Consider the following 17048-nt stretch of genomic DNA (forward strand, 5'->3'; position numbering starts at 1 on the left):
TGCAGTCCCTCCCCCCGGAAATTGATCATTTGGGCGTAGTGGGTATGCTTGGCCACGTCTACACCCACAATTAAGGTTTCAGGTGTGATCATGGCAAGCTTCTGGGAAAGGGGATTGTACATCGCTGATCCCTCCTGGTATTGGTGGTTTTGGGTTTTGGCATTTACACCATACCAGGATTTTTTCTTTCCCTCAAGCCCCACTACTCCTGTTTACAGGAATGCTACCTATGAGGAATTGAAACTATTTTTTTGAGAACTTTAGTCATCTACCTATGAGGGATTGATCCGGAAAGGGGGGAAAACCTGGTCAATAGGAGGGTCGGGTTCACAATAACTAACCGTTGTTGGGTATTGTGAGCTTTTTGAGCCAGGTGAACGGGGATGACGGTAAAGGAAGGTTATAAGAAAAGATATGAAACGGGCGATACTCCCTGGGATATTGGCAAACCTGATTTTAACCTTATTCAGACTGTGACTGCAATGGCCATAAAACCATGTAAAGCACTGGATATCGGTTGCGGAACTGGTGATAATTCCATCTGGCTTGCCCAGAACGGCTTCGATGTGACAGGCGTTGATACTTCGGAGATTGCAATAGGAAAGGCAGTAGAGAAAGCTTCAAAGGCCAATGTCCGGTGTACCTTTATGGTGATTGACTTCTTCACAAACAAAATTACAGGGGCGCCGTTTGGTTTTGCATTTGATAGAGGTTGTTTTCATTCATTGAATTCCGGTAAGGAACGGGAGAGCTTTGCGGAAAAGGTGGCCGCCCATTTGGAAGAAGATGGCCTGTGGCTGAGTATTATCGGCAACGCCGATGAGCGGCGAGAAGGCCCGGGTCCGCCACAGAGGACGGCCAGGGATATTGTTAATTCTGTGGAACCTCACTTCGAAATTCTTTCGCTCGTTTCCAGCCATTTTGGTTCCAACCGCCCGAACCCGCCCAGAGCCTGGGTTTGCCTGATGCGGAAAAGACGTTTTGTATAATTGGAGCCGCCGGAGCCGCCGCGAGTAAAGCCGGGGCACATCCCGGAAACACTTTATCTGTACGCTGGAGGGGAGTTTACCTCCCCTTTTTATTTTCCCGTCTTTCAGCAACTTACACAGTACCCGGAGTGCATATCCGCCATGTGGTTGTTAATTATTCCCTTTTTGACCACTGGATTGATAAATCAAAGATACAAATGATATAATTTTCATTGGTGACGTATTAAATTTTTTTATGGGTTCCCTGGTTGAGCTTGCAGGGTGAATGTTCAGGGTAAAAACATAAAAGAAAGGATGAGGTCATGAAAGATATTAAGGGCACTGTGCTGGAAGTTGTTCTGGCTGTTTTACCGGTTACTGTATTTGTGCTCATCCTGCAGGCAGTGCTCCGGTTACCTTCTCTGGTTATGGCGCAGTTTTTGATCGGGGTGGTCATGGTCACCATTGGCTTGATATTCTTCCTGGTGGGCATTCATCTGGGAATGCTGCAAATTGGTGAAGCCACCGGTTCGGCGCTCTCCAGAATTGGTAGGGTCTGGATTCTGGTCCTCTTCGGTTTTCTTTTCAGTTTTGTGGTGACTGTGGCCGAGCCGGATGTCAGGGTTCTGGCCACCCAGGTGGATGCAGTATCCGGGGGAGCCATTTCCAAAGATCTTTTAATTATCTTTGTCGCTCTGGGCGTGGCCATATTTGTGGGACTGGCCATATTGCGGGTGGTTCTGGGTGTTCCCCTGCGGCATCTTTTGCTTGCCAGTTACGCCCTGGTCTTTATCCTGGCCGTGCTGGCCCCCGCCGAATTCAGGGCCGTTTCTCTGGATGCCGGCGGCGTTACCACAGGCCCGATGACGGTGCCGTTTATTCTTGCCCTGGGTGTGGGGGTTGCATCTGTTCTGGGGGGTAGAAGCACTTCCGCCGATGGATTCGGCTACGTGGCTCTGGGCTCTGTTGGGCCCATCTTATCCGTGCTGCTGCTGGGAGTGATTTATGGTTGAATGAACTTAAAATATTTGACGGTTTTGGCCACGTTCTGCTGGAGGTGGCCGTTGCGCTGGCTCCTCTCCTGCTGTTATTTTTGATTCTGCAGGTCTGGTTGCTGAAGTTCAGCAGAAGGAGATTTATTAGAGTTTTAAAAGGTTTCGTGCTGACCTTCCTGGGGTTGTCCTTTTTCCTGCAGGGCGTTTACGTGGGTTTCCTGCCCGTGGGAGAAATAATCGGGAAAACCATGGGTAGCCTGGAGTTCGGCTGGTTAATCATACCGGCTGGTTTTTTAATGGGTTTTGTAGCTACGTTTGCCGAACCTGCCGTCCGTGTGTTAAATTATGAGGTGGAGAAGGCATCGGGGGGTTATATTCCCCAGCAGGTAATGCTTTATACGGTATCACTGGGTGTGGCCGCTTCCATTGCCCTGTCGCTGTGGAAAGTCTGGCTGGGAATTCCCCTGTGGTATCTGGTAATTCCGGGCTACGTGCTCGCTTTCATACTGGCGCGTTATTCTTCCCCTTCCTTTGTGGCCATAGCTTTTGATTCGGGGGGAGTGGCCACCGGGCCGATGACCGTGACTTTTATATTAACCATGGTTCTGGGCTTTGCCTCGGCTTTAGAGGGCCGTGATCCCTTAACCGAAGGGTTCGGGATGATTGCTATGGTAGCGCTTTCTCCCATTCTGGCAGTTTTATCTTTAGGTCTGCTCTTCAGCAGAAAGGAGAAGCAGGATGAACGCTATCATGCGGAAGTATAAGCTGTTGATAGCCGTTGTGAACTATGGCGTGGCCAGAAAGACGGTAAAGGCGGCAAAGAAGGCCGGGGCTGAAGGCGGGACCACTCTTTTGGGCGAAGGTACGGGGGGCCATCAAGTTTCGGAGATTCTGGGGATCGAACTAGAGCCGGAAAAAGAAATTATTCTTATACTGGTGGATGAAAGCAAGCTGGACGTTGTGCTGCAGGCCGTAATTTCTGCTGCCAGGTTGGATAAACCCGGCCGCGGGATAGCTTTTGTTCTCGACGTGAGCCGGGTGGCCGGTATCTGTCACCTGGGTACCCCCGCTGTACCACCTGAGCAGAATCCGGGAGGAATGGAAATGATAAAGGATGGCGAAGAGGTTTTATACGATTTAATTGTGACCATCGTTAACAAGGGTGATTCGGAAAAAGTGGTTGATGCTTCAAGAAAAGTCGGTGCGGAAGGGGGAACCATACTTTTCGGCCGCGGCACGGGAATTCACGAGAACGCCAGATTGTTCGGTATTCCTATTGAGCCTGAGAAGGAAATCATTTTAACTTTGATTGAACGTCCAAAGAGCGGCAAGGTTTTGGAAGCCATTGTCAATGAAACAGACCTGAATAAGCCCGGAAAGGGCATTGCCTTTGTTCTGGAGGTTGAGAGGGTGGCCGGTATTAATCGCCAGCTCAACAGGATGGTGAGAAAGATGCTTTCCGAAAGTAACCCGCGTTAGTATGTTATGTATAACCACCGGGCTACCTTTATTATCAACCCTCAGGGCCGCGTAGAATACTACTGCGTGTACCCCCGGGAAGTGGGTAGAAACGTGGATGAGATCATCCGCGTTCTCCAGGCCATTCAGTATGCTGCCGCCACGGGTGAAGGTGTACCGGCGCAGTGGCAGCCGGGCCAGCCGGGGATAAGGCGGGACTTTGAAAGGGTCGGGACGATATAGGGTGACGGGAAGCATTTCTCCCGCCCGGTTTTGCGGTGGGCTTTTTTTTACTCTTCACCCGGGTCATCCAGGCCCCATCTCCGGAGAAGGTGGTTCAATTTCAAGGTGAGGTAACCCAGGACTGCCGCCACCAGGCTGGGGACGTACAGGCCTGCGCCTATGCCCGTTCCCAGCCCGGCGGTTAGCCAGATGCTGGCGGCGGTGGTGAGCCCGCGGATATGATCCCGGTCCTTAAAGATAATGCCGCCGCCAATAAAGCCCACTCCCGTGACGATCTGGGCGGCAATGCGCGCCGGGTCTCCGGGCTGGTAGGGGTTTGCGCCGATTAAGGAAGTAAACCCGTAGCTGCTGATTAAAGTAAACAGGGCCGAACCCAGGCAAACCAGGGTGTGCGTGCGTATACCCGCCGGCTTATGGCTTATTTCCCTCTCCAGGCCGATGAAAAATCCCACTAAAAAGGCCAGCAGCAGCCTGGCAATCATTTCTTGCATGCGGAGCACCGGGCTTCACCCTTTAGATAAGTGTTTAACTGTATTATGATCGGCCCTGCCCGCCGGTTATGCGTGGGCCGGGTTTGAAAAAACGATGAAGCCCCCGTAATTTTCCCCGGAGGCTTCATTAGAACAAGGATGATCACTGCCAGATTTTGATGGCCACACTGATGCTAACAGCCAGGGCGGCCAGCGCAATGCCGACGGTAGCCCAGAAAAAACCTTTTATTTCTTGCCTTAGCGAGTTTATCTCCTGCCTTAAATTTGATTCAAGAGTTATCATTTCCTTCCTCAGGTCTTCTTCAACGGTTTTGATTTCCTTCCTCAGGCCTTCTTCGACGGTTTTGATTTCCTTCCTCAGGCCTTCTTCGACGGTTTTGATTTCCTTCCTCAGGCCTTCTTCAACGGTTTTGATTTCTTTTCTCAGGCCTTCTTCGACGGTTTTAATTTCCTTCCTCAGACCTTCTTCAACGGTTTTAATTTCTTTTCTCAGGCTTTCTTCAACAGCTTTGATTTCTTTTCTCAGGCTTTCTTCAACAGTTTTGATTTCCTGCCTTAACCCGTCTTCTGTCGAGGATAATTCTTTGCGCAATTCCCGCATTTCGGCCCGCAGGTCCCGTATTTCTCCCTGAACCCAGCTTCCCAGAAAGAACATTTGTCCGGCCTGGCGGTATTCCTGTTCATCGGAAGTGGCTGCTATTTCCCTTTTGACCTCTTCCACGGCTGCCACCTGCCTTTCACTTCCAGCATAGCAGGTAAGGGCGTTTCAGGCAAGGAAAAAGTCGGGCAGTATCACACCAATTCCTCGATCACCAGGTCCACAAAACGGAAGTTCACCGTGTCCACCAGGCCCCGGTTGGTTACCCGCAGTTCGGGTAAGACCGGCAGGGACAGGAGGGCCATGGTCATGAAGGGGGAGACCAGCGGGCAGCCCAGTTCCTTCCAGGCCCTTTCCAGGGCGGCCACCATTTCCCTCACTTCCTCCACCGGTCGTTCGGACATCAGCCCGGCTATGGGGAGGGGTAAGAGGGCCAGCACCTGCCCGTTCAAAACGGCCACCATGCCCCCGCCGCATTCGGCCAGGGTGTTGGCGGCCAGGGCCATGTCGGATTCATCCATGCCTACCACCAGCAGGTTGTGGCTGTCGTGGGCTACGGTAGAAGCTACCGCGCCGCCCTTCAGGTGAAAGCCCCTGACCAGGCCCAGGCCCATATTTCCCGGCCCGCCGTGCCTCTCGATGCAGGCCACCTTGGCCACGTCCAGCTCCACGGAGGGTCTGATTTCTCCGTTTTCCACCGGTATTTCCACCTGCCTGTGCAGGGTTCCCACTTTGGCCTCGATTACCTCCATCACCCTTGCCAGGACCCTGTTCCCCCGGGCGGCAATGGTAAAGTCGCCGGCGGTCAGCCGCCGCCGGAGGTGCACCGAATGGCGGGTCTTTTCCGTGTATGCGTAAGGTTTCAACTCGAAAAGCATCCGCCCTTTTTCGGCCACGATCACCCCGTCCACCATCACCCGTTCCACCTTCATCTCTGCCAGGTCGGGGATGAACAGGATATCGGCACAGCGACCGGGGGCTATGCTGCCCAGGTCGCGGCTTACCCCGAAGCACTGGGCGGTGTTGATGGTGACCATCTGGATGGCCCTTACCGGGTCCACCCCTTCCTGGATGGCCCTGCGCACCACGTGGTTCAGGTGGCCCAGGGTGAGCAGGGTTTCCGGATGTGTGTCGTCGGAAACCAGGATGGCGTAGCGGGAATCCAGGCGGTTTTCGGTGATGCTTTTTATGGTTGCCCTGACATCGTGCCAGGCCGAACCCTCCCGCATCTTGGCGTACATACCCAGGCGCATGCGGGCCAGGGCGTCTTCTTTCCGGGTGGACTCGTGGCAGGAGGAAATACCCGCGGCAATATAGGCCTGGAGTCCGGTTTCCGTTTCCGGGAGGGAATAATGTCCTGTGACGACCTTGCTGGCTTTAAGGGTGGCCTGTATCTCCCCGTGCACCAGGGGATCTCCCGCCAGCACACCGGGGAAATTCATCATTTCGCCCAGGCCAATGATTCCCGGCCAGGTCATGGCCTCGCGAACCTCTTCCGGGCCGATGCTGGCCCCGGCGTCTTCAAAGCCCGGTGCAGCCGGAACGCAGGAGGGCATGGTGGTAAACACTTTTAAGGGCAGCCCCTCCCCTTCCTCCATCATCTGGCGGATTCCCTCCATCCCCAGTACATTGGCAATTTCATGGGGGTCCATAAAGATGGCCGTGGTGCCGCAGGGTACTGCCGCCCGGGCAAACTGGGTGACGGTAACCATGCTGCTCTCCACGTGTATGTGGCCGTCCAGGAAGCCGGGCACCAGATAACGACCCCCGGCGTCGATTACCCGGGTATCCTTCCCGATGGTGTGGTCGGCCCGGCCCACCAGCACCACCCGGCCGTGTTTAATGGCCACATCCAGGCCTTCCTGTATTTCGGCGGTATGCACGTTCACCACCCGCCCGTTTTTAATTACCACGTCGGCCGGTATTTTCCCCAGGGCAGCCAGGGAAAGTTCGGCGGTAATTTCCCACAGGGGGCGCCGGTTTGGTTGGTAAAACATTTTTTCACCCCGCAAAAATGAAATGATTCCCCTCTATATTTACCGTGTGTGAGGGAATAATACCTGCAGGCAGGGCGAAAATTGTGTCATTTTCGGCAGGAGGATTGTTTGCCGGACTTTAAAAGTCAAGTTTTCAGCTGCGAGGAGGGGTTCTCTTGTCGGCGGAAAGGGATGAAATCCTGACCCGGAAGGTTCAGGAAGTTCTGGATAGCGATGTGCGTACCAGGGAATATGGGTTGAAGGCCGATGTGGTGGACGGTAAGGCGCGCATTACCGGCATTGTGGATACCCTGGCCGAGAGGGAGCAGGTGAGCCGCATCGTTTCAGCCATTGAGGGCATCCGGGCGGTGGAGAATGGTGTGGCTGTAAGCACCGACGGGGCCATTACCGATGATGATGTGGCCTTCGAGGTAGGTGAGGAGCTGGATGCGGCCGGTATCAACCGCCGCCATGTGGGGGTAAAATGCGTTAAGGGAGTGGTTTTTCTCCAGGGGCGGGTGGACAGCCCGGAAGAAATTGAAGCGGCCAGGGCTGCTGCCGCCAGAGCGCGGGGAGTGAAGGAAGTGGTCAGCCAGCTCAAGCTGCGCTCCCCCGGGGGTTATGATGATGAGAGCCTGGAAGCTATTTTCCACCACCAGGTGAACAACGACCGGGAAGATGAGGGAGAGGCCAGAATATTTTAAGGGGGATAAGCAGGCATATCCCCCTTTTTAAACTTCGTTAATCCGGAAGAGGTGAAATACCGTCTTTTTATCCCACCCCATATCCCAGGGGCAGTGGTAGCGATCCACCGTGTGGGCGTTAACCAGAGGGTAGCCGTGGGAGTCCGTCCCGACCACAATGGCAAAGTGCTCGATGTTCCCCTTTTCCTCGTACCCGATGACATCACCTTTCTGCAACTCCCTGACGGCCCCCCGCGGAAATTTGCTTGTCGGCTGGTTCAGCTCCGGGAAAGTGCCCCGGGCGAGCAGCCGGGCGCGGCCGCTGTACAGGAGCCAGCTGGCAAAGGCCTCGGTCTGCACCCAGGCCCGGCTGCCCGAACCACCGCCCTGTTCGTACCGGTAGTACCAGGTTCCATCCATGGGGAGCTTGCCCCCTTCCCGGTCTCCCAGACACTGGGAGACGAAATTGGTGCAGTCCCCGCCGTTGCCGTTGAGATCCCGGTAACGGGGATTGTACTTATGGTTGTTGCCCGCTCCCCAGGCCAGGCCGGCATACTTGCCCGCATACCGGGCTGCCCCCTCCCGGTCATAAATACCTCTGGAGCGGTTCTGGCTGGAACTGGAATTTACGGGTTGACCCGGGCAGGCAGCGCCGTCGGCGGGGGTGGGTACGGGTACCAGGGTATCATCACCCAGGCCGTCGGTATAAAAGTCCTTCTGGATCAACCACCGGCCGTTCTTTTTGGCCAGTTCCATCCAGTGACGGGTGCCAATACCAAAGCGGTTGACCACGGGAGTATCGGGATATACGTAAACCAGCTGGAGGGTGTGGTGAACCACCAGTTCCGCCCTTTCCCCATTGATCTGCGACCAGGGGATGCGAATTTCCGGTTTTGCTTCGATTATCCGCACCCCCCTTTTCCTGGCCCAGGACTGGATAAAATTCAGCTTGTGTTCTTCATGGGCCCGGGCCCACTGCCCCAGTTTGGTGGCGGTATCGTAGGAGGCCAGAACCGGGGCGGGATCGGCGCCGGTAACAATGGCCCGGGCACGGGCATTGAAAATTTCTTTCACCGCCTTTTCCAGTTCTTTTTGGGAAAGGGGAGGGGAAGTGGCCGTGCAGTTGGAAGCTCCCAGTAGAAAGACCAGGCCAACAATCATTAATGATACAGTAACTTTTTGCCACAGCATAACGGACCCCCGTTTTGTGAATTTTGCGCCGTTTATATATTTCCCCGGAAGGAAGAGTTCTTGCCCGGGTATCGGTGGTAAAATGTACACCAAAGCGCTTCACCACAGGGGCCATTTATCAGGAGCAGGTTACTTCCCGCAAAACGCTTTTCCAGGCGTCGGGGGATACCTCCCGGTACCTGACCGGGCCGTCAAAGTAGTCCCGCCCGGGCAGGGCCTGCTTACGCAGGATTTCCGGGCCGTTTCCCTGCAGGGCCTGGTAGAGGGTGAGGATATGGCCCGGCCCCAGATTTGTCTCCACCCCGCTGGTAAAAATCCACAACAGGCGTGGTAGTTTGAGCAGTACGGCCGGTTCGATCAACCTTGCCGCCAGGGCCCGGATCTCCGTCTGCAGGTCCATGCGCTGATTAGTATATGTTCCTTCGAACACCTCCAGGAGGGAAGTTTGCCTGCCGGCCATTACCACCGGCCCCAGGGCCTCGCTGGTACGGGTCAGGGTGGCCTGGCTGATATCCATATAGTGTTCAATGGGTATGCCGAACCGCTTTTCCAGGTAGTCTGTGATTCCTTCCCGCCCCGCCAGGTGATACAGTTCCTCCAGCGTTGCCACGCCCGAAATTTCATGAACGCGGGTGTTGATGGGGATGGAAACAATACCCACCGGTTTTCTGCACGGGGTGATGGCGACCAGGGTTACGGCTTTCAATTTGGGTCCGTCGGTCCAGAAGATAAGGGCGTTCTCGGTTTCCGGTTGCTGCTGCGCCCAGGCCTTAAAAGAAGAAGAAAAGCAGAATAGAGCCAACACTGCAAGAAGGGCGTACCGGAGCAATTTCCGGAAACTCAACGTTCCTTAACCTCCTTTGCCGTGCCAAATTTATTCTGGCATTCCTTTCCCTCTTTTATACTCCGGGTGATCTTGCTATTGACATGCGGGGAAAGGTGATTTATACTGGATGGTGATTTCTTTTAGTAGCAAATTAGCATATTAAAGTAAAAAAGAATTCGGGGGTGCTGGCAATGAAACTGCGTTTGGGCTTGCCCAAGGGAAGCCTGCAGGAAGCCACCTTTCAATTGTTCAAGCGGGCTGGCTTTAATATAATGGTGAGGAGCCGTTCCTACTTTCCCAGCATTGACGATCCCGAGCTGGAAGTAGTGCTGATGCGCGCCCAGGAGATTCCCCGCTATGTGCATGAGGGCGTGCTGGATGCCGGTATCAGCGGCCTGGACTGGATCATGGAAAATGAAGCCGACGTGGTGGAAGTGGCCGAGCTGGTTTATTCCAGGCAGACCACCAACCCCATCCGGCTGGTTCTGGCTGTGGCCAATGATAGCGACATCCGGACGGTGGCGGATTTGCAGAACAAGCGGATTGCCACCGAGCTGGTCCGGGTGACCAGGAAGTTTCTTGCCCGCCACGGTGTGGAGGCTTATGTGGAATATTCCTACGGGGCCACGGAAGTGAAGGTGCCCCACCTGGTGGATGCCATTGCCGATCTCACGGAAACCGGCAGCTCGCTTAAGGCCAATAACCTGAGGGTCATAGCCACCATTCTGGAATCCACGCCCCGCCTCCACGCCAATAAAAAGGCCTGGGAGGATCCCTGGAAGCGGGAGAAGCTGGAAAACCTGGCCGTACTCCTGCAGGGGGCGCTCCGGGCCGATGCCAAGGTGGGGTTGAAAATGAACGTGCCTAAAGAAAAGCTGGACGATATTCTGGCCCTGTTACCGGCCATGAAGCACCCCACCATCTCCCAGCTGGTGAACAGCGACTGGTGTGCGGTAGAGGTAATTATGGACGAAAAGAAGGTGCGGGACCTGATCCCGGCCCTGAAAAGAAGCGGGGCCCACGACATTATTGAGTACCCACTGAACAAGGTTATTCCCTGAGGGATATGCCCGGAAGGCTAGCGGGCCGGCTGAACTCCGGTAGAACTTCCCCGGTACGGGGAAGTTTTTATTTTTCGGCCGGCAGGTTTAGCAGAAAATTTTTAGAATTTTATAACCGGGGTATTTTTTTTGAGGGGAGGGATCATCATTGCCCGCCAGAAAACAGGATGTGCTGGACAGCATATTTTATCCCCACAGTGTGGCTGTAATAGGGGTTACCGGTTCCAGCGACCGGGTAGGATACAACCTGCTGCAGAGCATTATCCACGCGGGATTTCAGGGCCGGATCTACCCGGTGCACCCCCGCCTGGAGAGCCTGCAGGGGCTGCCGGTATACCGTTCCCTGGAAGAAATACCTGAACCCGTGGACCTGGCGGTAATCGGGGTAAACCAGCTGGCCACCCTGGAGGTGGTGGAGCAGTGCGGCAGGAAAGGGGTTAAGGGGGTTGTCTGCATTGCCGGCGGCTACAAGGAGATGGGGGAAGAGGGAAAAGCCCTGGAAGAGCGCCTGGTGGCTGCGGCACGGCAGTATGAGATGGAAGTGGTTGGCCCCAATACCCTGGGCTTGATCAATACCCGGGCCAATTTAAATGTCACTTTTTATCCCATGCAGCTACCCCGGGGAAAAGTTTCGTTTGTTACCCAGAGCGGGGGCGTGGGGCTGACCATACTGCATAAGGCCGTGGATGAAGGACTGGGGATCAACAAGTGGGTGGGGGTGGGTAACCGGAGCACCCTGGAGATAAGCGATTATCTGGAATACCTGGCCCGGGATGACAGCACCGCGGTCATAGGTGTTTTTGTGGAGGGCACCGATGATGCCCGGCGGCTGGTTCAGGTGGCCGGGGAGGTGGCCCGCCACAAGCCGGTGGTTTTTTATAAGGTCGGGCGTTCCGGTGCGGTGAGCCACGCCGCCCTAACCCATACCGGGAGCATGGCCGGCAGTTATCAGGTGTACAGGCAGGTATTGCAGCAGTTCGGCCTCCTGGTGGTGGACAGCACCCTGGAGATGGTGGCTGCCTGCAAAGCCCTGGCCATGGCACCCATTCCCCGGGGGAACGGCGTGGGCGTGGTTACCCATACGGCAGGTCCCAGTATCGTGCTGCTGGATGAGATAAGCCTGCGGGGAGGGGTTTTCCCTGCCCTGGCCGGAAGTACCATGGGCAGGATTAAAGAAGTGCTGGGTCAGAACCCCCCGGTAGTGCTCAAAAACCCCCTGGATGCGGCCGGGCAGGGTATGCAGGCGGCAAATCTGGGCCCGCTGATGGAGGCGGTGCTGGACGACCCGTGCATCGACATCCTGGTGGCCGTATACTGCCTGCATTTGAACTGGCGCTGCCCCACGGTGGAAATTTTAGATGCCCGGGAGCGCAGCGGTAAGCCGGTGGTGGCCCTTTATATATCCACCGGGGAAAAAGTTAAGGAAGAGAGGGAACTCCTGCACTCCCGGGATATTCCCGTCTATACCACTCCCGAGGAGGCGGCGTGGGGAGTTTCCGCTCTCCTGCACTATGCCCTGCAGAGAGGGGGAATCAGGCGGTGAATGTGGCAGAAATGCTGGCTGCAGCCCGTTCTGCCGGGCGCCGGTATTTATGTGAGGATGAGGTAAAGGAGATTCTGCAGCGGGTTGGTGTACCTGTAACCCCCTGCTATTTGGCCCGCAGCGAGGAAGAAGCGGTGGCGCGGGCTATAGAGGTGGGTTATCCCGTGGTATTAAAGGTGCGCTCCCCTTTAATTGCCCATAAGTCGGATAGCGGTGGAGTGGTTCTGAACCTGGCCAACGGCTACCAGGTACGCCGGGCCTACCGGCAGATCATGGACAGGGTCAAGGGAGTGGATCCCGAGGCTGCGGTTACGGTGCAGCCCATGGCTTCCCCCGGCCGGGAGGTGATTGTCGGTTTTACCGTCGACCGGCAGTTCGGGCCCGTGCTCATGTGCGGTTTCGGGGGTATCTTCGCGGAAGTTCTGGGTGATGTCAGCTTTCGACTGGTTCCCGTAGAGCCCGACATGGCCCGGGATATGGTCCGTTCCCTGCGGGGATACCGCCTGCTGGCCGGTTACCGGGGTATTCCCCCTGCTGATGAGGGGGCCCTGGTGGATATACTGGTGAAGGTTTCCGGGCTGGCCGCCGCATTTCCGCAGATACAGGAAATGGACCTCAACCCGGTGGTGGTTTACGAGCGCGGGGCGCTGGTTCTGGATGCGCGGGCGGTGCTGGCCGATTGAAATTCAGCCCGGCTTTTTCCATATCCATTAATATCCTTGTCAGAAATGAGCAGAAAAGTATATGCTATAGTATATGCTATATTGAAGAAAGGTCGTGGCCTGACAATAACAGGGGAAGAAGGTTGATCCGGTGATACCATTGCGCGACAGCATCCGCCCGCGGCGAAGGCCCTTTGTAAACTGGCTTTTGATTCTAACCAATATCTGGGTTTTCTTCTTTAAAGAGCTGGGCCTTTCCCAGGCGCAGTTAAACGAACTATTCTACAACCTGGGGGTTATTCCCGCCCGGGTGGTTCACGCCCTCCAGATCGGGGCGCCGCTGGACCCGCTTTTACTGCCCTTTATTACGTCCATGTTTCTCCACGGAGGTTGGGTGCACCTGGGGGGCAACATGCTATACCTGTGGATTTTTGGTGATAACGTGGAGGACCGCCTGGGGCACTTGCGCTTTTTAATTTTTTACCTGCTCTGCGGTATGGTGGGCAGCCTGTTTCATATTCTGGCCAATCCCACTTCCCCCGTGCCGGTGATCGGGGCCAGCGGGGCCATTGCCGGAGTGCTGGGCGGCTATTTTGTTACCTTCCGTCACTCGAGGATCCTGGCCCTGGTTCCGGTGTTCTTCTTCCTCACCCTGATGGAGGTACCGGCGGTAATTTTTCTGGCCCTGTGGTTTATCATCCAGCTCTTTAACGGTGCGGCTTCCCTCGGCGGGGTGGTCAACCCCGTGGCCTGGTGGGCCCATGTGGGCGGTTTTGTGTCGGGGATGATCCTGATGAAGCTCCTGGCTCCCCGCAACCGCCTGCGCAACAACTATCCCTGGTGGTAGGAATACGCCGGCAGGAACGCTGCCGCTAAAATATGAGAAGCAGGGGGCATCCCCTGCTTTTTCTAACGGGCAAAAACGTGGTTGCCTATCCGGGTGATAATCGGCCGGGACCAGACCCAGGTGCTCTGTGCTTTGACCGGGTTCCAGTAATAAAGGGCGCCGCCGGTGGGATCGTGGCCGCTGATGGCCTCCTGAGCCGCGGCAATGGATTCCCTGGTAAGGGGCCGCATATACTGGCCGTTGGTCACGGCCTCAAAGGCGTCAGGCTGGTAAATCACGCCCCGGATGGTTCTGGGAAATTCCCCGCTCTGAGTGCGGTTTATGATCACCGCTCCCACCGCTACTTTCCCAATATAGGGTTCGTCGGCCGCTTCACCTTCAATTACCCGGGCCATCAGGATCAGGTCTTCCCGGCTGATACTGGTTCCGCGGGAAACCTGGCTGCTGGCCACCTGCTCCTGGTGGGCTATTTTTTGGTCCGCCTGCGGGGCGGCGCCACCCACCACCGGCAGGACTGCCAGGACCAGGGCAAACATGACCATAATTCCAGCAGTGGCCTTCAAAGCCATTTTATTTTCTTTAAGCCAGAGAAAAAAAGCCATGGTTTCCACTCCTTCCGTCGTTTCTCCCAGGCTACTGGCGAGTATAGCGCAGGTTGGCGGTATAATCAAGCGTTAAATTATGGACCCCCTGGCTGATACTGCGTAAAGCAGGGCTCCCAGGGCGATGGTGGCCGGCAGGGTAAAAGTCCAGGCCAGGATAATCCTGGCCACCGTGGGCCAGGAGACGTTGCCCGCCCCCCGGGCCAGACCTGCCCCGGTGATGGAGGAAGAAACGACGTGGGTGGTGCTGACGGGCAGCCCCCACAGGGTGGCTGTGAAAATGACCAGGGCCGAGCCCATATCCGCAGCAAAACCCGCGGGCGGGTTGAGGTGGGTGATGCCCCGGCCCAGGGTGCGTATGATCCGCCAGCCGCCGCAGGATGTTCCCAGGGCCAGGGCTGCGGCCGACAGGACTTTAACCCACAGGGGGACCACAAAATTATCCTGGTACCCGGTAAGAACCAGGGCCAGGGTGATTACCCCCATGGTTTTCTGGGCGTCGTTGGTACCGTGGGAAAAGGCCTGGAAGGCAGCGGCCAGGCGCTGCCAGCGTCTGAAGCGGTGGTCCCGGCGGGGGCCGGCCCGGCTTCCCGTCAGGTACGAAACGAGCAGCATAACCGTAAAGCCGGCAACCAGGGCCAGGGGCGGGGAGAGGATGAGGGCCTGCAGAATGGTGGTCATGCCCGCCAGGTTAACCCCCGGGGCGCCTGCTGCAGCCAGGGTGGCACCGGTCAGGGCACCCACCAGGGCGTGGGAAGAACTGCTGGGTAATCCCCCGGCCCAGGTGAAAAGATTCCAGAGAATGGCCGCCAGCAGGGCGGCCTGGATGGCCCGGGGGTACTGGAAGAGTACGGCAGTATCCACAATGTCCCCGGCGATGGTCATGGCCACCCCGGTGAAAGTAAGAGCCCCCGCGAAGTTCATGGTGGTGGCCAGAAAAATGGCCGGGCGGGGGGCCAGTGCGCCCGTGGCCAGGGAGGTGGCCACAGCATTGGCCGTATCGTGGAAACCGTTTATGAAATCAAAGGCCAGGGCCAGGCAAATAATAGACAAAAGAACCTCACCCACCGGATCACCCCTTGGGTTTTTAGTAAAACATATTAACCAGTCAGTGGTATCATTACCTTGTATTCCCCCGGGTGGTCATAAAAACTGCCGGCGGGGTTCATACTTTGTAGGGGTTTAAAAAATACGGGAGGTGGGATAATGGCGAAGGATATTTGTGTGGTGGGCATCCTGGTGGATGGGCGGGCGGAGAAGGCACCGGAAGTGCAGCAGGTGCTCACCAGGCACGGTTCCAGGATTTTAAGCCGATCGGGAATTCCCGACCCCAGCCGCAGGCGGGGGATCATCACCCTGACCATGGAAGCGGACGATGATGAGCGCAGGATGCTGGAGCAGGAGCTGCAGCAGATCCAGGGAGTGGTGGTGAAGTCCGTTGCCCTGGGACCCTCCCTGACGCAGGTTTCCGGTTAAAAATCCCGGTTTGCAACCGGGATTTCATGTTGCCTCCCAGGCTTTCGCCCTGTGCATGTTCTGACGCACCTGCTCTTCTGCGTATTTAAAAAATTCCTCCAGGTCGGCTTCCACAATATGCCGGGCGGTTTCAATAAGCCGGGCTGTCCGCTCGATATCGATGCGGATACGGTGCTTGAAAAACATCTGCACGTCGTATTTGGCCGCCAGGGCGCGGGGATCCAGGCGGGAGATTTCAATGTAATAGGGGAAGTTATGGATGCGCTGGTACAGCCGGCGTGGTTCCACTCCGTAGAACGGGGCCACCCGCCGGCTGATTTTGTCCACCAGGGCGGTATTGCCGAAGGCGGCGGCCAGTGCTTTACTGTAAGAGCCGTTCCTGCCGGTAATGAGCTCGATCCCCATCTCCACGATGTTGTGGCTTTTCCACCAGCCCAGGGCCGGGGGCAGGTTGCAAGCCCTGATGGTTTCCTCTACCAGCGGGCGACCCTTTTCAAAGCAGTAGCCCCGCTCAAAGTGAAGATATTTTTCGTCCCCGTAATAATCCAGGCCTTCCGGGTTGATGCCGTGGGTCATCACCCCCAGGGCAAACTCTCTGAGCTGGGGATCATCGCCCAGGACGGCCAGCAGTTCCGTTCCCCGGCCGTGGCTGTCGTCACGGCCGGGAACCAGGGCAGCAACCATATCGGGGAAAATACTGCCCAGGGCCAGGGCTTGGGAAAGCTTCCCGCACACTCTTTCGGCAAAAAAAACATGGGTTTGCGGATACAACCTCATTACCCCCACCGGGCTGAATGGTTGGTGGATCTTTTTCTACCCCCGGGCGGCATTTTCCTACCCGCAAAAACAAATTTTAGCCTACCACCCTTTGAGGAAGAAAAAGACGGCGCCGGCCAGGAGCAGGGCCAGGGTCAGGGCCAGCCCCCGGATCTGCTTTCCAGCCCGGGCAAGCCCTTTTTCCAGGTGCCTGATGCGCTTTTCCAGTTCCTCCGCTGCCGAGCGCCACTCCCGGTAGCTGTCGTGGAGGGCGGTATTCAGGCTGATTACCTGGCCGTCCAGCTGGTGGAAACGTTCTTCTGCAGGGGCAACCAGGCGCTGGCGGATGGCCCTGGCCAGGGAGTCCACCACCTCTTTTTCCCTGCCCTGTGCGGTGGCCATGTTTAACCCTCCTTTGCCTGGTGAATGGCGTCCCGCAGGGCGGTAAGGGTAACCAGGGGGGCTTCCGTCACCCTGGTTTCCAGCTGCCCGAGCTGTTCTTTGATTTCCCGGTAAAAGGCGGCCTGCTGTTCCTGCATTTCGCTTACGTTGCGGGCCAGGCGGTTCATTTCCTGGGTCAGAGGTTGCAGCAATTTTTCGCGCATGGCCAGCAGGATTTCCTTCATCAGGGCCTGGAGTGCTTCATCCCGGGTCGTTTGCCTGGCGGACATG

General features: G+C 56.4%; 21 protein-coding genes. 11 read left to right on the forward strand and 10 right to left on the reverse strand.

Going from position 1 to position 17048, the window contains the following annotated elements:
- The first annotated feature begins 383 nt into the window (after positions 1-383).
- The 5 genes from BUB44_RS10270 (at position 384) to BUB44_RS10290 (ending at position 3664) form a co-directional block, all read left to right on the forward strand.
- The gene (locus tag BUB44_RS10270) at positions 384-989 is read left to right on the forward strand and encodes a class I SAM-dependent methyltransferase (RefSeq protein WP_073165964.1); all 606 of its coding nucleotides are present in this window, start codon (positions 384-386) and stop codon (positions 987-989) included.
- Positions 990-1291: 302 nt separating this feature from the next.
- The gene (locus BUB44_RS10275) at positions 1292-1981 is read left to right on the forward strand and encodes a DUF1538 domain-containing protein (RefSeq protein ID WP_073165967.1); all 690 of its coding nucleotides are present in this window, start codon (positions 1292-1294) and stop codon (positions 1979-1981) included.
- Entirely contained in the window at positions 1978-2727 is a 750-nt protein-coding gene (locus BUB44_RS10280) for a DUF1538 domain-containing protein (RefSeq protein ID WP_073165971.1), read from the forward strand. The genes BUB44_RS10275 and BUB44_RS10280 overlap by 4 nt, the downstream gene beginning before the upstream one ends.
- On the forward strand, positions 2702-3442 hold the full coding sequence (locus BUB44_RS10285) for a P-II family nitrogen regulator (RefSeq protein WP_073165974.1): 741 nt from the start codon (positions 2702-2704) through the stop codon (positions 3440-3442). The genes BUB44_RS10280 and BUB44_RS10285 overlap by 26 nt, the downstream gene beginning before the upstream one ends.
- Before the next feature lie 6 nt (positions 3443-3448).
- Complete coding sequence (locus tag BUB44_RS10290) at positions 3449-3664, forward strand: peroxiredoxin (protein WP_051618227.1); 216 nt, start codon at positions 3449-3451, stop codon at positions 3662-3664.
- A 47-nt stretch (positions 3665-3711) separates the two neighbouring features.
- Here the strand turns inward: BUB44_RS10290 and BUB44_RS10295 are convergent, their stop codons facing one another.
- The 3 genes from BUB44_RS10295 to ade form a co-directional block, all read right to left on the reverse strand.
- Positions 3712-4155, reverse strand: a complete 444-nt coding sequence (locus BUB44_RS10295; protein WP_242655957.1) for an MgtC/SapB family protein — start codon at positions 4153-4155, stop codon at positions 3712-3714.
- A 142-nt stretch (positions 4156-4297) separates the two neighbouring features.
- Positions 4298-4876, reverse strand: a complete 579-nt coding sequence (locus tag BUB44_RS10300; RefSeq protein WP_073165980.1) for a DUF1640 domain-containing protein — start codon at positions 4874-4876, stop codon at positions 4298-4300.
- Positions 4877-4947: 71 nt separating this feature from the next.
- The gene (ade, locus tag BUB44_RS10305) at positions 4948-6750 is read right to left on the reverse strand and encodes an adenine deaminase (protein WP_073166077.1); all 1803 of its coding nucleotides are present in this window, start codon (positions 6748-6750) and stop codon (positions 4948-4950) included.
- Positions 6751-6905: 155 nt separating this feature from the next.
- Here ade and BUB44_RS10310 point away from each other — a divergent pair, with 155 nt between their 5' ends.
- A complete protein-coding gene (locus BUB44_RS10310; RefSeq protein ID WP_073165983.1) occupies positions 6906-7433 on the forward strand; it encodes a BON domain-containing protein in 528 nt (175 codons plus the stop codon).
- A gap of 27 nt (positions 7434-7460) precedes the next feature.
- Here the strand turns inward: BUB44_RS10310 and BUB44_RS10315 are convergent, their stop codons facing one another.
- Together BUB44_RS10315 and BUB44_RS10320 are read right to left on the reverse strand one after the other, a co-directional pair.
- Positions 7461-8603, reverse strand: a complete 1143-nt coding sequence (locus BUB44_RS10315) for an amidase domain-containing protein (protein ID WP_073165985.1) — start codon at positions 8601-8603, stop codon at positions 7461-7463.
- 118 nt (positions 8604-8721) lie between these two features.
- Complete coding sequence (locus BUB44_RS10320) at positions 8722-9447, reverse strand: LCP family protein (protein WP_027357365.1); 726 nt, start codon at positions 9445-9447, stop codon at positions 8722-8724.
- 173 nt (positions 9448-9620) lie between these two features.
- Here BUB44_RS10320 and hisG point away from each other — a divergent pair, with 173 nt between their 5' ends.
- From hisG to BUB44_RS10340, 4 genes are all read left to right on the forward strand, one after another.
- Positions 9621-10490 (forward strand): ATP phosphoribosyltransferase, encoded by an 870-nt coding sequence (gene hisG, locus BUB44_RS10325; protein WP_073165988.1) that lies wholly within the window; start codon positions 9621-9623, stop codon positions 10488-10490.
- Positions 10491-10638: 148 nt separating this feature from the next.
- Complete coding sequence (locus BUB44_RS10330) at positions 10639-12033, forward strand: acetate--CoA ligase family protein (RefSeq protein WP_073165990.1); 1395 nt, start codon at positions 10639-10641, stop codon at positions 12031-12033.
- Positions 12030-12716 (forward strand): acetate--CoA ligase family protein, encoded by a 687-nt coding sequence (locus tag BUB44_RS10335; protein WP_207545648.1) that lies wholly within the window; start codon positions 12030-12032, stop codon positions 12714-12716. The genes BUB44_RS10330 and BUB44_RS10335 overlap by 4 nt, the downstream gene beginning before the upstream one ends.
- 130 nt (positions 12717-12846) lie before the next feature.
- Positions 12847-13542 carry a rhomboid family intramembrane serine protease gene (locus BUB44_RS10340; protein ID WP_027357361.1) on the forward strand — a complete coding sequence of 232 codons (696 nt, stop codon included), beginning with the start codon at positions 12847-12849 and terminating at the stop codon, positions 13540-13542.
- Positions 13543-13604: 62 nt separating this feature from the next.
- On the opposite strand, the gene BUB44_RS10345 is transcribed toward BUB44_RS10340, so the two are convergent.
- Both BUB44_RS10345 and BUB44_RS10350 read right to left on the reverse strand, forming a co-directional pair.
- Complete coding sequence (locus BUB44_RS10345; protein ID WP_073165993.1) at positions 13605-14144, reverse strand: cell wall hydrolase; 540 nt, start codon at positions 14142-14144, stop codon at positions 13605-13607.
- Positions 14145-14216: 72 nt separating this feature from the next.
- Positions 14217-15212 (reverse strand): inorganic phosphate transporter, encoded by a 996-nt coding sequence (locus tag BUB44_RS10350; RefSeq protein ID WP_073165996.1) that lies wholly within the window; start codon positions 15210-15212, stop codon positions 14217-14219.
- A 138-nt stretch (positions 15213-15350) separates the two neighbouring features.
- Between BUB44_RS10350 and BUB44_RS10355 the strand changes: the two genes are divergently transcribed.
- Entirely contained in the window at positions 15351-15620 is a 270-nt protein-coding gene (locus BUB44_RS10355) for a TM1266 family iron-only hydrogenase system putative regulator (RefSeq protein ID WP_027357359.1), read from the forward strand.
- 24 nt (positions 15621-15644) lie between these two features.
- On the opposite strand, the gene BUB44_RS10360 is transcribed toward BUB44_RS10355, so the two are convergent.
- The 3 genes from BUB44_RS10360 to BUB44_RS10370 all read right to left on the reverse strand — a co-directional run bounded on the left by BUB44_RS10360 (position 15645) and on the right by BUB44_RS10370 (position 17047).
- Positions 15645-16391 carry a hypothetical protein gene (locus BUB44_RS10360; protein WP_073165999.1) on the reverse strand — a complete coding sequence of 249 codons (747 nt, stop codon included), beginning with the start codon at positions 16389-16391 and terminating at the stop codon, positions 15645-15647.
- An 87-nt stretch (positions 16392-16478) separates the two neighbouring features.
- Positions 16479-16778: a hypothetical protein gene (locus BUB44_RS10365; protein WP_073166002.1), complete on the reverse strand. Its 300-nt coding sequence runs from the start codon at positions 16776-16778 to the stop codon at positions 16479-16481.
- A 2-nt stretch (positions 16779-16780) separates the two neighbouring features.
- Positions 16781-17047: a hypothetical protein gene (locus tag BUB44_RS10370; protein ID WP_073166005.1), complete on the reverse strand. Its 267-nt coding sequence runs from the start codon at positions 17045-17047 to the stop codon at positions 16781-16783.
- Between the last annotated feature and the right edge of the window lies 1 nt (position 17048).

The organism is Desulfofundulus australicus DSM 11792 (assembly GCF_900129285.1).
GTDB lineage: Bacteria > Bacillota > Desulfotomaculia > Desulfotomaculales > Desulfovirgulaceae > Desulfofundulus > Desulfofundulus australicus.

Excerpts from the sequence above, each read along its gene's own strand:
- BUB44_RS10365 (WP_073166002.1), bottom strand. The coding sequence starts at position 16,778 with ATGGCCACCGCACAGGGCAGGGAAAAAGAGGTGGTGGACTCCCTGGCC.
- BUB44_RS10270 (WP_073165964.1), top strand. The coding sequence starts at position 384 with ATGACGGTAAAGGAAGGTTATAAGAAAAGATATGAAACGGGCGATACT.
- BUB44_RS10295 (WP_242655957.1), bottom strand. The coding sequence starts at position 4,155 with ATGCAAGAAATGATTGCCAGGCTGCTGCTGGCCTTTTTAGTGGGATTT.
- BUB44_RS10345 (WP_073165993.1), bottom strand. The coding sequence starts at position 14,144 with ATGGCTTTTTTTCTCTGGCTTAAAGAAAATAAAATGGCTTTGAAGGCC.
- BUB44_RS10370 (WP_073166005.1), bottom strand. The coding sequence starts at position 17,047 with ATGTCCGCCAGGCAAACGACCCGGGATGAAGCACTCCAGGCCCTGATG.
- BUB44_RS10285 (WP_073165974.1), top strand. The coding sequence starts at position 2,702 with ATGAACGCTATCATGCGGAAGTATAAGCTGTTGATAGCCGTTGTGAAC.
- BUB44_RS10355 (WP_027357359.1), top strand. The coding sequence starts at position 15,351 with ATGGCGAAGGATATTTGTGTGGTGGGCATCCTGGTGGATGGGCGGGCG.
- BUB44_RS10315 (WP_073165985.1), bottom strand. The coding sequence starts at position 8,603 with ATGCTGTGGCAAAAAGTTACTGTATCATTAATGATTGTTGGCCTGGTC.
- ade (WP_073166077.1), bottom strand. The coding sequence starts at position 6,750 with ATGTTTTACCAACCAAACCGGCGCCCCCTGTGGGAAATTACCGCCGAA.
- hisG (WP_073165988.1), top strand. The coding sequence starts at position 9,621 with ATGAAACTGCGTTTGGGCTTGCCCAAGGGAAGCCTGCAGGAAGCCACC.
- BUB44_RS10290 (WP_051618227.1), top strand. The coding sequence starts at position 3,449 with ATGTATAACCACCGGGCTACCTTTATTATCAACCCTCAGGGCCGCGTA.
- BUB44_RS10275 (WP_073165967.1), top strand. The coding sequence starts at position 1,292 with ATGAAAGATATTAAGGGCACTGTGCTGGAAGTTGTTCTGGCTGTTTTA.